Source organism: Cellulosimicrobium sp. EB106-03-01-XG111, from assembly GCF_058792115.1.
Genome location: NZ_JBYTEQ010000035.1, coordinates 1 through 11,157, shown reverse-complemented (window position 1 = coordinate 11,157; position 11,157 = coordinate 1). Strand labels below are relative to the sequence as shown.

Here is an 11,157-nt window from a genome sequence, read left to right as displayed (position 1 = left end):
CCACGGACGCGGCGCCGGTCGACGGCGCGCGCCAGCGCGCCGCGCTGCACTCGTAGACATGTCGCCCCCTGCGATCGACGGCTCGCCGGGGCGCGCCTTCCGCCGGTGCCTTCATGGAAATCAGCGGTACGAGCGTACCGCTCGACGGCCCGGCGTCCCCGTGGAGCGGTGGTGCGCGGGGGGTGAAGGGGACGGAGGCGACGCGCCGAACAGCCGTGCCGCGCAGGGCACCAGCCGTAGGATGCGAGCCGTGGCCGACACCCTGTTCCCCGAGCCCTCACCCGAGCCGCGTGCCGACCGGCGGCACGCGCGCCGTCGTCGTGGGGGCCGGACGGCGCTCGTCGTGCTCGTGTCGCTCCTCGCCGTGCTCGTCCTCGCCGGGGTCGGAGGCGCCTGGTGGTTCCAGCGCCAGCTCGACGGCAACATCGAGAAGCTCGCCGACCCGTTCGAGGGCCTGGAGAACCGTCCTGACCCGGCGCCGAGCGACCCCGAGGTCGCGACGGAGGCCGTGAACTTCCTGGTGCTCGGCTCCGACAGCCGCATCTCGGCCGGCGACCCCTCCCAGTGGGAGGCGGGCGCCCAGCGCACGGACGCGATCATGCTCGTGCACCTGCCGGCCGACCGGCAGACGGCGCAGGTCGTCTCCATCCCGCGCGACGCGTGGGTCCCGATCCCCGGTCACGGGGAGGCGAAGATCAACGCCGCCTTCTCCTACGGCGGTCCCGCCCTCATGATCCAGACGGTCGAGGACCTCACCGGGGTGCGGATCGACCACTTCGCCGTGACCGACTTCGAGTCCTTCACGACTCTCACCGACGCGCTGGGGGGCGTGCAGATCCGCATCCCGGAGGACATCGGCGACGGCAAGAAGGTGTTCTTCGAGGCGGGCGTGCACCAGATGACGGGCGAGGAGGCTCTCACCTACACGCGCCAGCGCCACGGCCTGTCGAACGGTGACTTCGGCCGCGTGCAGCGCCAGCAGAACTGGATGCGCGCGATGCTCGGCAAGATCAACAACAACCGCAACGACGTCGCGATGATGACGCGCTTCTTCACCGCGGTGAGCGAGTCCGTGGCGACCGACGACGGCCTGACCATCGACGAGATGCGGAACCTCTACATGAGCGCGCGCGGGCTGAGCACGAACGACGTCACGTTCATGACCGCCCCCCACTCCGGGACGGGGCGCAGCGCCGACGGGCAGTCGATCGTCGTGCTCGACCGTGCCCGGTTCGACCCCCTCATGGCGTCGATCGCGAACGACTCCGTCGGCGACTACCTCGTCCAGAACGCCGAGGCGCTCGAGGTCCTGCCGCCGACCGTGAAGTGACCGGGCGCCCGTGACCCACGGCTCGAGCAGCCCGCAGCGCAGCGTCCTCGTCCACGGGAGCTGCGTCACCCGGGACGCGTTCGCGCTGCCGGGGGAGACGCGCTTCCGCCTCGCCGACTACTACGCACGCAGCTCGCTGGCGTCCGCGTTCGCGGCCGGCGGTCTGGACGGCGTGGACCTCGCCCGCGTCGAGTCGTCGTTCCAGCGCCGCATGGTCGAGCGGGACCAGTCCAAGACCTTCGCCACGGAGCTGGTGACCACGGACGCGGACGTCGTCGTGCTCGACCTCGTCGACGAGCAGTACGACCTCGTCGTCGGGTCGGACGGCGGTGTGGCGACCCGCTCCATGGAGTTCCTGCGGGCCGGCGGCGACGGCGCGGAGGGGACTCGCGTCGCGTCCGGGTCGCCCGAGTTCCTGGTGCGGTGGGAGGCCGGGTGGGCGACGCTCGTCAGGACGGCGCTCCGGCACGACCGCCTGGCTCGGGTGATCGTGCACGAGGCGTACTGGGCGCGGGGCGACGCGGCCGGCGGGGCGTTCGACCAGCAGCGCGTCGAGTCGGCGAACCGCACGCTCACCTATCTCTACGCGCGCATGCGCAAGGACCTGCCCGAGGCGCGCTTCCTCCGCGTACCGGACCGGCTCGTGGTCGGCGACCTGTCCCACCGGTGGGGGGCGTCGCCCGTCCACTACGTGGAGGGCTACTACCGCGCGTTCCTCGACCTCCTCGACGAGGCGACCCGCGCCGACGTCTGACACGCCACCGACGGACCGTCGGCCCCCGGGCGAACGAGCGCCGGGACCCCGCGGGGTCGGGTGCTCGAGGGTCAGACGGCGCCGTCGAGGACGACGACGCCGTCCTTGAACGCCATGTCGCTCACCCGCGCACCCGGGGTGCGTGCCTGGAGGAGGAGCTGGACGTCGAGCGCGACGCGCGCGTCCGGGAGCACCCGCACGGACCTGGCGGGGAGGCCCTTCGCCGCGACGACGGACTCGATCCGGCTCGCGGCGAGACCGAGGAGCTTGTGCGCGGGCAGGCCGCCGGCGCTCGCGTCGACGGAGATCGTCGCGACGCCGTCCTGGACGTCGACCACCCGCAGCGTGGCCCGGACCGTCGGCGCGAGACGCGTCGCGAGCCGGAGCGGCGCGGGCAGGCGCTTCACCTGGCGCGGGTCGGCGACGACCTCGAGCGCGTCCCCGCGTCCCGACACGGACGTGACGAAGGACGGGAGCTCGCGGTCCATGAGGCCCAGCAGGTGGAGCGTCTCGGCGAGGGTCAGTTCCTGGTGCACGGCGCACACCCTAGCGGACGCCTGGGACGACAGGGACTTTCCGGATGTCCGCCACTTCCGGGACGTCTCGGGCACGCGATCGTGACGGGGGTCTCCGCCCGCGCCCTTTCCTTACCCAAGGTAATGAGTTAGGGTAATTATCATGCCTGCTGCGGACCTCACTGCTCCCACCCGGAACCAGTACCGGCCCGCGACGCTCGGCGGCGACCTGCGGGTCGCGCTCACCCGGATCTCCCGGCGGCTGCGTGCCCAGCGCGGCGAGGCGGACCTCCCCGAGGGGCGGTTCGGCGTCCTCACCGTCCTGCACAAGCACGGCGCCATGTCGCCCAGCGAGCTCGCGGAGCACGAGCGCGTCCGGCCGCCGTCGATGACCCGTGCCGTCAACGCCCTCGTCGAGATGGGCCTCGTCGAGAAGGGGGAGCACGCGAGCGACCGCCGTCAGGTCGTCGTGCGCCTCACGGACGCCGGCGTGCGCGAGGTCAAGGAGACGCGGCGCCGCCGGGACGCGTGGCTCACGCAGCAGCTGACCTCCCTCACCCCTGACGAAAGAGAGACCTTGGCCCGCGCCAGTGAGCTGTTGACCCGGATCGCCGCCCGATGAGCACCACGTTCTCCTCCCTCCAGTACTTCAACTACCGCGTCTGGTTCGGCGCCGCGCTCGTCGCGAACGTCGGCACCTGGATGCAGCGCGTCGCGCAGGACTGGCTCGTCCTCAGCGACCTCACCGACAACTCCGGCGTCGCCGTCGGCGTCGTCACCGCGCTGCAGTTCGCGCCCGTGCTCGCCCTGTCCGCGTGGGCGGGGTTGCTCGCCGACCGCCTCCCGCGCCGTCGGCTCCTCATGGCCACCCAGGGCGCGATGGGACTGCTCGCGCTCGGCCTGGGCGCGCTCGTGCTGTCCGGGAACGTCGAGCTGTGGCACGTCTACGTCTTCGCCGGCCTGCTCGGCGTCGTCTCGGCGTTCGACAACCCCGTGCGCCAGACGTTCGTCGCCGAGATGGTGCCCGCCGACAAGCTCTCCAACGCCGTCGGGCTCAACAGCGCGTCGTTCAACGCGGCGCGCCTCGTGGGCCCGGGCGTCGCCGGGCTGCTCATCGCGGCCGTCGGTTCCGGCTGGCTCTTCATCATCAACGGCGTGACGTTCGGCGCGACGATCCTCGCGCTGATGTACATGCGCACGCGCGAGCTCCACGTGCTGCCGAGCGCGCCACGCGAGAAGGGTCAGATCCGCGAGGGCATCCGGTACGTGCGCGGGCGGACGGACATCATCGTCATCATGGTCGTCGTCGGCGTCGTGTCGACGTTCGGGCTCAACTTCCAGCTCACGTCCGCGATGATGGCGAAGGTCGAGTTCGGCATGGGGCCGGGGGAGTACGGGATCCTGGGGTCCATCCTCGCGATCGGCTCGCTCACCGGGGCCCTGCTCGCCGCACGCCGGGAGCGCCCGCGCGTCCGGCTCGTCATCGGGTCCGCGTTCGGGTTCGCCGTCGCCACGGGGGTCATGGCCCTCATGCCCACGTACGCGACCTTCGCCGTCGCGTGCATCCCCGTGGGGCTCGCGTCGCTCACCATGATGACCGCGGCCAACTCGACCATCCAGATGTCCGTGGACCCCGTCATGCGCGGGCGCGTCATGTCGCTCTACATGATCGTGTTCCTCGGTGCGACGCCCGTCGGCTCCCCGCTCGTCGGGTGGATCGCCGAGGCGTGGGGCCCGCGCTGGGCGATCGGCGTCGGGTCGATCACCGCCGCGCTCGTCGCCGTGGGTGCCGCCGTCTGGGCCGTGCGCAACTGGCACCTCGAGGTCCGCTACCGCGTCCTCCAGCGCCCGCACCTCGTGGTGCGCTACCTCGACGCCGGCACGCCGACCGACCGCTCCGCACGCGCCGAGGCGCGGCGGCGGATCGAGGCCGAGGACGCGCAGGAGGCCGCCCGGGCGGCCTGACGCCGCTCCTCCCACCGAGTCACGAGGCCGGTGCCGCCCTGGAGGACAGGGTGGCACCGGCCTCGTGCTCGACGGGGACCTCGGCCGTGCTCGTCAGGCGAGGTGGTCGACGACGTGGTCCACGCACGCGGTGAGGGCGCGGACGTCGTCGGGCTCGATCGCCGGGAACATCGCGACGCGCAGCTGGTTGCGGCCGAGCTTGCGGTACGGGAAGACGTCGAGCACGCCGTTCTCGCGCAGCGCGGCCACGACGGCCGTCGCGTCGACGGTGTCGTCCAGGTCGATCGTGCCGACGACCGTCGACCGCTCTGCCGGGTTCGCGACGAAGGGTGTCGCCCACTCGCGCGAGTCCGCCCAGCCGTAGAGGTGCGCGGCCGACTCGGCGGACCGGGCGGCGGCCCACTCCAGGCCCCCGTTGCCCAGGAGCCACTCCACCTGCTCGGCGAGCATGACGAGCGTCGCGATCGCGGGCGTGTTGAGCGTCTGGTCCTGGCGCGAGTTCGCCGCCGCCGTGCGCAGCGACAGCGACTCCGGGACCCAGCGGGTGCCGCTGCTCTCGACCTCCTCCGCGCGTGCGAGCGCGTCGGGCGAGCACAGCGCGAGCCACAGGCCGCCGTCGGACCCGAAGACCTTCTGCGGGGCGAAGTAGTAGACGTCGGTCTCCGCGACGTCCACGGGGATCGCGCCCGCGCCGGACGTGGCGTCCACGAGCGTGAGCGCGCCGCGCTCGCGCGAGCCGGGGACGCGGCGCACGGGCGCCATCGCGCCGGTCGAGGTCTCGTTGTGCGGCCAGGCGTGCACGTCGACGTCGTCCGCGGGCTCCGGGAGCGCGACGGTCCCCGCGGGGGTCGAGATCACCTGGGACGGCTCGAGGAACGGCGCGGCGGTCGTCGCGGCGGCGAACTTCGCGCCGAACTCGCCGAATGCCGCGTGCTGCGCCTTCGAGCGGACGAGGCACGCGGTCGCGACGTCCCAGAACGTCGTGGAGCCGCCGTTGCCCAGCACGACCTCGTAGCCGTCCGGCAGCGCGAACAGCGTGGCCAGGCCCTCGCGCGTGCGGCGCACCAGGGACCGGACGGGCGCCTGCCGGTGGGACGTCCCCAGCAGGGAGGTCCCGGCGTCGGACAGCGCCCGGACCTGCGCGGCGCGGACCTTGGACGGCCCGGACCCGAAGCGGCCGTCTGCCGGCAGGAGGTCCGAGGGGATCGTGATCGAGGTGTTCGCGAGATCGGGCACGGCGTCACCCTACGCGCGCGCGGCGCGCGCAGGGAGCCTCGTCCACAGGCCGTGCGTCGCCGCACGTTCCGCGGCGGGGGCCGCGAGGAGGTGCGCGCGGCGACGCGCCACGGGCGCCTCCGGACGGCACCGCGGCCGGGTCACGGGCTCACCATAGACTGACCCCAGCGGCCCGCCGGTGCGGGCAGGCGCCCCGTGGCAGCGACGACCGGGCGCCCCGAGCCGACGAGCGACTGGGAGCGTGACGTGACCGATCTGATCGATACCACCGAGATGTATCTGAAGACGATCTACGAGCTCGTGGAAGAGGGCATCGTCCCGCTGCGCGCGCGCATCGCGGAGCGCCTCGGGCACTCGGGGCCCACGGTGTCGCAGACGGTCGCGCGCATGGAGCGCGACGGGCTCGTCGTCGTCACGGGCGACCGCCACCTCGAGCTCACGCCCGCGGGCCACGAGAAGGCGACGCGGGTCATGCGCAAGCACCGGCTCGCCGAGCGGCTCCTCACGGACGTCATCAAGCTCGACTGGGAGTACGTGCACACCGAGGCGTGCCGCTGGGAGCACGTGATGAGCGAGCTCGTCGAGGAGCGGCTCCTCGGGCTGCTCGACCACCCGCACTTCGACCCGTACGGCAACCCCATCCCGGGCCTGCCGGAGCTCGGGGAGCAGCTCGAGGAGGTCGACTTCCTCGACGGCGTCGTCTCGCTCCCCGTCCACCTCGCCCAGCACGGCCTCGGCGGGGGCGAGGTGCGTGTCGTGCTCCAGCGGATCGCCGAGCCGGTCCAGGTCGACGTCGAGCTCCTCGCGCGGTTCGCCCAGGCCGGGGTGCTGCCGCGCCGCACGCTCGTCGTGCGTCCCGCACCGGCCGGCGGGGTCACCGTGCAGGGGGAGGGCGTGCCGGTGGTCCTCGACCTGCCCGACGACGTCGCGCGCCACCTCTTCGTCGCCCGCGGATAGCCGTCCGTTCACCGGCCGGAGCGCCGTGACCAGCGGCGATGCGAGTGGCGGCGTCCCGTCGTAATGGGAACGTGACTTTTGCCGAGGGGTCCTGTACGGTCGTCCTGCTCCGTCGGGATACCCATCTGGCGGAGTCCTCGCGCGGAACGCCTAACCCTGTCACCGCGAGAGGTCCACGACGACCCGATGACAGGGACGGGGGACCCACTTCCGGGTGCTGGAGACAGCGCCCTTGGGGTGAAGCCCGACGGACTCCGGTCCGTCAGGCCGGGTGACTCTTCCACCCGAACCCGACAGCTGACCTCGCAGGCGTCCAGGAGAGGCAACAGTGACCGTGAGCACGACTCGCGCCCGCCACCGCGCGGCGCGGCGTCCCGTGACGCCACTCAGCACCATCGCCCAGGCCGCATCGGACCAGATGTCGAGCGTCGGTCGTCGTACCGCCGTCGTCGCCGCGTCCTCCGGCCTCATCGTCTCGATGATCGGCGCCGCCGCCCCCGCGACGGCCGCCCCGGTCGACAACGAGTCCGGCAAGCTCAACGCCGTCGACCTCAGCGCCCTCACCGCGCAGGCCCGCCAGGCCCTCGAGGCCGCACCGGCAGTGACCGTCGCGGCCGACGCGGCGTTCACCATCGAGGAGGCCCCGGTCACCGTGACCCCGGCCCCCGAGCCGGAGCCGGAGCCCGAGCCGGAGCCCGTCCGCACCACGCAGACGAGCCGCACGCAGGAGCGCCAGTCCACGCAGTCGTCCTCGTCCGACGAGGCCCAGGCGCCGGCCCAGCAGGAGGCGTCCGTCGGCGCCCCCGCGTCGGCCTACGGCTCGTCGATCGTCTCGATCGCGGCCCGCTACGTGGGTGTCCCGTACGTCTACGGCGGCACCACCCCCGACGGCTTCGACTGCTCGGGCTTCACCAGCTACGTCTACGCCCAGGTCGGCATCAACCTGCCGCGCACGTCGGGCGCCCAGGGCTCGGTCGGCACCAAGGTGTCGCGCGACCAGGCGCAGCCGGGCGACCTCATCTGGACGCCGGGCCACATCGCCATCTACGCGGGCGACAACATGATGATCGACGCCCCGCGCCCCGGGAAGTCGGTCCAGTTCCGCCAGATCTGGCAGTCGAACCCCACCTTCATCCGCGTGGCCTGATCGCTCACCCGATCAGGACCCCCGCGGTCACTGGCTGGACGAACCCCGTCCGCTCGCACTTAGCGCGAGCGGGCGGGGTTCGTGGCATTCTTGACGTGTTCGTGACTCGTGGCAGACGGACGGCCGGGCCTGGTCTCGGCTAGGTTGGTCGTCCGATGGCACCGGGCCGTCGAGAGGAGAGTCGCTCATGACCCGCACGGAATCCGTCCTCGTCGGTGTCGACGGCTCGGCGCCGAGCCTCCACGCCCTGGACTGGGCCGCGGCGTACGCGCTGCGCGTGGGGTGGCCGCTCCACATCGTGTGCACCTACTCGCTGCCGTCGTTCACGGCGGCGTCGCTCGACGGCGGCTACGCGGCCCTCGACGACTCCGCCATCCAGGAGGGGGCGCGCGCCGTCCTCGAGGAGGCCCGCGCCCGCGCCGAGGGGGCCGGCGTCCGCACGACGGCGACCGTCACGACGGGCGACGCCGCCGGGGTGCTCGTGGAGATGTCGCGCGAGCACGCGCTCGTCGTCGTCGGTACCCGCGGCCGCGGCGGCTTCACCGAGCGGCTGCTCGGCACGGTCTCCTCCGCGCTGCCCGCGCACGCGCACTGCCCGACCGTCGTCGTGCCGTACCGCGTGGGCGGCAAGGACGACGAGGGCGGCGCCCAGGAGCTGCCGCCGGTGCGGGACCTGCGCCGGATCGTCGTCGGGGTGGACGGGTCGCCGTCCGCCGAGATCGCGCTGCGGCACGCGATCCGTCAGGCCCGCGCGTGGGACGCCGAGCTCGTCGCCGTCGCCGGCGTCCCGGTCGGTGCCGGTGCGGGCCTCCTCGCGTGGTTGCCCGCGTCGATCGACCACGAGCAGGTGCTGGCGGACGTCACCGAAGGGCTCAACGTCATCATCGACCGCCACGAGGCGGAGCACCCCGGGCTCACGATCAAGCGCATCGTGCTCGACGGCACGGGCGCCGAGCTCCTCACGGAGTTCTCCACGGCGTCCGACCTCATCGTCGTGGGCTCGCGCGGGCGTGGCGGGTTCCGCGGTCTGCTGCTGGGCTCCACGAGCCAGGCGGTCCTGCACCACTCCGCGTGCCCCGTCATGGTCGTGACCAAGAAGTGCGAGGACGACGAGCCGACGACCCAGGAGCGCTGAGCCGCCGGCACGCCTGAGCACCACGGCGCGTGGTGCCCGGGCGCGCGGTCAGCTCCGGTTGCGGTACAGCCGCATGGTGATCGGCGCGAGGATCGCGGTGAGCACGACGGACGCCACGAGGACCCACACGATCCCCTCCGTCGCGGGCTCGCCCGCCATGAGCCCGCGCACCGCGGTGACGAGGTGCGTGACCGGGTTGACGTCGACGAAGCGCTGGAGCACGACGGGCATCGTCGACGGGTCGACGAAGATGTTCGACGCGAACGTGAGCGGCATGAGCACGAGCATCGACGTGCCCATGACGGCGTTGGGGGAGCGCAGCACGAGCCCGAGCGCCGTGAACACCCAGCTCAGCGCGAACGCGAACACGAGCAGCAGCACGATCCCCAGGACCACGCCGACGACGCCGCCCGGCGGGCGGAAGCCCAGCACGAGGCCGAGCGCGAGGGTCACGACCGACGCGATCGTGTACCGCACGGTGTCGCCGAGCAGCGCGCCGACGATCGGCGCGGGCCGCCACACGGGCAGCGACCGGAACCGGTCGAACACGCCCTTGCTGATGTCCGTGTTCATCGTGTAGCCGGTGTAGATCGTCGTGAAGAGCACCGCCTGCACGAGGATGCCGGGGAGCAGGAACTGCAGGTAGCTCTGCACGTCGCCGGCGAGCGCGCCGCCGAACAGGTACGTGAACATCAGCGTGAAGATGATCGGCGAGACCGTGACGTCGAACAGCTGCTCGGGCACGTGCTTGATCTTGAGCAGCGCGCGCCACGTGTACGTCAGGGTCGCCGAGACGGGCGACGGCCGGTCCGGTCGCCGCTCGAGCGCGACCGCCGCCCGCAGCGCGTTCGCCTCGGGCGCGCGCAGCTCCGCGGCGGTGGTCGTGGGGTCCGCGGCCATCAGGCCACCTCCTCGATCGTCTCGTCGTCGTCCATGGGCTGGCCGGTGAGCGCGAGGAACACCTCGTCGAGGCTCGGCTGGCCCAGCGTGAACTCGGGCACCGCGATCCCCTCGTCGCCGAGGGCGGGCAGGATCCGCGCGACGTCCGCCGCGCCGTCGTCGGGCACGCGCGCGGTGAAGGCGTACGGGTCGTTCGCGAGCGTGATGTCGGTGCCGAGGAGCGCGCCCACGACCTCCGCGGCCCGGCCCCGCTGCGTCGCGTCCGCGAGGCGCAGGTGGACCGCGCCCTCGCCCACCGACCGCTTGAGCTCGGTCGCGGTGCCCTCCGCGATGACCTTGCCGTGGTCGATCACGGCGATGCGGTCGGCGAGCTGGTCCGCCTCCTCGAGGTACTGGGTCGTGAGCAGCACGGTCGCGCCGTCCGCGACGAGCACGCGCACGATGTCCCACACCTGGTTGCGGCTGCGCGGGTCGAGGCCGGTGGTCGGCTCGTCGAGGAAGATGACGCGCGGGCTCATGACGAGGCTCGCCGCGAGGTCGATCCGCCGCCGCATGCCGCCCGAGTACGTCTTCACCTGGCGGTCGCCCGCGTCCCCGAGCCCGAACGCGTCGAGGAGCTCGGCGGAGCGACCGCGCGCCGTGCCGCCGAGGAACCCGTACAGCCGCGCGAGCATCACGAGGTTCTCCGTGCCCGTGAGGTCCTCGTCCACGGACGCGTACTGCCCGGTGAGCCCGACGACGGACCGCACCTTGTCGGCGTCGTGCACGACGTCGTGGCCGAGCACGCGTGCCGTGCCCGCGTCGGGGCGCAGGAGCGTCGCGAGCATGCGGACGGCGGTCGTCTTGCCCGCGCCGTTCGGCCCGAGGACGCCGAACACGGTGCCCTCCGGGATGAGGAGGTCGATGCCGTCGACCGCCTTGGTCACCGACTTCCCGGTCGTGAAGTGCTTGACGAGGCCGCGTGCCTCGACGGCGAGGTCGCCGCGTGCAGGTTCGGTCATGTCCCCTCCTGGCCGTTGCCGACGGGCCGCCCGGAACCTCCGGGTCACCCACGCACCCACCGACCGCCCGGGTCGGCAGAACTCATCGGTCGCGCACGTCCTCCATCGTGCGCCGAGAAGGGCACGAAAAACCAGGACGAGACGGTGCTGCCTCATCGGGCGCCCGAAAGTCGAACAGGCGGTCGTGGGGGGGGGGGGGGGGGGGGGGGGGGGAGAA

Annotated in this window: 11 protein-coding genes and 1 riboswitch; of the genes, 7 read left to right on the top strand and 4 right to left on the bottom strand. The window is 72.9% G+C overall.

Annotated features, from left to right (window positions below; translation table 11 throughout):
- The first annotated feature begins 250 nt into the window (after nt 1-250).
- Both AC3WT4_RS19780 and AC3WT4_RS19775 read left to right on the top strand, forming a co-directional pair.
- Nucleotides 251-1,330: an LCP family protein gene (locus tag AC3WT4_RS19780; protein WP_257417643.1), complete on the top strand. Its 1,080-nt coding sequence runs from the start codon at nt 251-253 to the stop codon at nt 1,328-1,330.
- Nucleotides 1,331-1,340: 10 nt separating this feature from the next.
- The gene (locus AC3WT4_RS19775) at nt 1,341-2,084 is read left to right on the top strand and encodes a DUF6270 domain-containing protein (protein ID WP_492316293.1); all 744 of its coding nucleotides are present in this window, start codon (nt 1,341-1,343) and stop codon (nt 2,082-2,084) included.
- A gap of 71 nt (nt 2,085-2,155) precedes the next feature.
- Here the strand turns inward: AC3WT4_RS19775 and AC3WT4_RS19770 are convergent, their stop codons facing one another.
- Nucleotides 2,156-2,620, bottom strand: a complete 465-nt coding sequence (locus tag AC3WT4_RS19770; protein WP_492316292.1) for a hypothetical protein — start codon at nt 2,618-2,620, stop codon at nt 2,156-2,158.
- Between the two features lie 142 nt (nt 2,621-2,762).
- Here AC3WT4_RS19770 and AC3WT4_RS19765 point away from each other — a divergent pair, with 142 nt between their 5' ends.
- Both AC3WT4_RS19765 and AC3WT4_RS19760 read left to right on the top strand, forming a co-directional pair.
- Nucleotides 2,763-3,221: a MarR family winged helix-turn-helix transcriptional regulator gene (locus AC3WT4_RS19765; RefSeq protein ID WP_492316291.1), complete on the top strand. Its 459-nt coding sequence runs from the start codon at nt 2,763-2,765 to the stop codon at nt 3,219-3,221.
- A complete protein-coding gene (locus AC3WT4_RS19760) occupies nt 3,218-4,564 on the top strand; it encodes an MFS transporter (RefSeq protein WP_492316290.1) in 1,347 nt (448 codons plus the stop codon). Before AC3WT4_RS19765 ends, AC3WT4_RS19760 begins: the two co-directional genes overlap by 4 nt.
- Before the next feature lie 93 nt (nt 4,565-4,657).
- On the opposite strand, the gene serC is transcribed toward AC3WT4_RS19760, so the two are convergent.
- The gene (gene serC, locus AC3WT4_RS19755; RefSeq protein WP_492316289.1) at nt 4,658-5,800 is read right to left on the bottom strand and encodes a phosphoserine transaminase; all 1,143 of its coding nucleotides are present in this window, start codon (nt 5,798-5,800) and stop codon (nt 4,658-4,660) included.
- A 246-nt stretch (nt 5,801-6,046) separates the two neighbouring features.
- On the opposite strand from serC, the gene AC3WT4_RS19750 reads away from it, so the two are divergent.
- The 3 genes from AC3WT4_RS19750 to AC3WT4_RS19740 all read left to right on the top strand — a co-directional run bounded on the left by AC3WT4_RS19750 (nt 6,047) and on the right by AC3WT4_RS19740 (nt 9,039).
- Nucleotides 6,047-6,757 (top strand): iron-dependent transcriptional repressor DtxR, encoded by a 711-nt coding sequence (locus AC3WT4_RS19750; protein ID WP_492316288.1) that lies wholly within the window; start codon nt 6,047-6,049, stop codon nt 6,755-6,757.
- Nucleotides 6,758-6,923: 166 nt separating this feature from the next.
- Nucleotides 6,924-7,084: riboswitch (cyclic di-AMP (ydaO/yuaA leader) on the top strand.
- 7 nt (nt 7,085-7,091) lie between these two features.
- Entirely contained in the window at nt 7,092-7,904 is an 813-nt protein-coding gene (locus tag AC3WT4_RS19745) for a C40 family peptidase (protein ID WP_400109108.1), read from the top strand.
- A gap of 187 nt (nt 7,905-8,091) precedes the next feature.
- Complete coding sequence (locus AC3WT4_RS19740) at nt 8,092-9,039, top strand: universal stress protein (RefSeq protein ID WP_074808136.1); 948 nt, start codon at nt 8,092-8,094, stop codon at nt 9,037-9,039.
- A 48-nt stretch (nt 9,040-9,087) separates the two neighbouring features.
- On the opposite strand, the gene AC3WT4_RS19735 is transcribed toward AC3WT4_RS19740, so the two are convergent.
- Complete coding sequence (locus AC3WT4_RS19735; RefSeq protein WP_074808135.1) at nt 9,088-9,939, bottom strand: ABC transporter permease; 852 nt, start codon at nt 9,937-9,939, stop codon at nt 9,088-9,090.
- The gene (locus AC3WT4_RS19730; RefSeq protein ID WP_074808132.1) at nt 9,939-10,940 is read right to left on the bottom strand and encodes an ATP-binding cassette domain-containing protein; all 1,002 of its coding nucleotides are present in this window, start codon (nt 10,938-10,940) and stop codon (nt 9,939-9,941) included. The genes AC3WT4_RS19735 and AC3WT4_RS19730 overlap by 1 nt, the downstream gene beginning before the upstream one ends.
- Nucleotides 10,941-11,157: the final 217 nt, after the last annotated feature.

Coding starts and splice junctions, on each gene's coding strand:
- AC3WT4_RS19765 (WP_492316291.1), top strand. CDS start 2,763: ATGCCTGCTGCGGACCTCACTGCTCCCACCCGGAACCAGTACCGGCCC.
- AC3WT4_RS19760 (WP_492316290.1), top strand. CDS start 3,218: ATGAGCACCACGTTCTCCTCCCTCCAGTACTTCAACTACCGCGTCTGG.
- AC3WT4_RS19740 (WP_074808136.1), top strand. CDS start 8,092: ATGACCCGCACGGAATCCGTCCTCGTCGGTGTCGACGGCTCGGCGCCG.
- AC3WT4_RS19735 (WP_074808135.1), bottom strand. CDS start 9,939: ATGGCCGCGGACCCCACGACCACCGCCGCGGAGCTGCGCGCGCCCGAG.
- AC3WT4_RS19730 (WP_074808132.1), bottom strand. CDS start 10,940: ATGACCGAACCTGCACGCGGCGACCTCGCCGTCGAGGCACGCGGCCTC.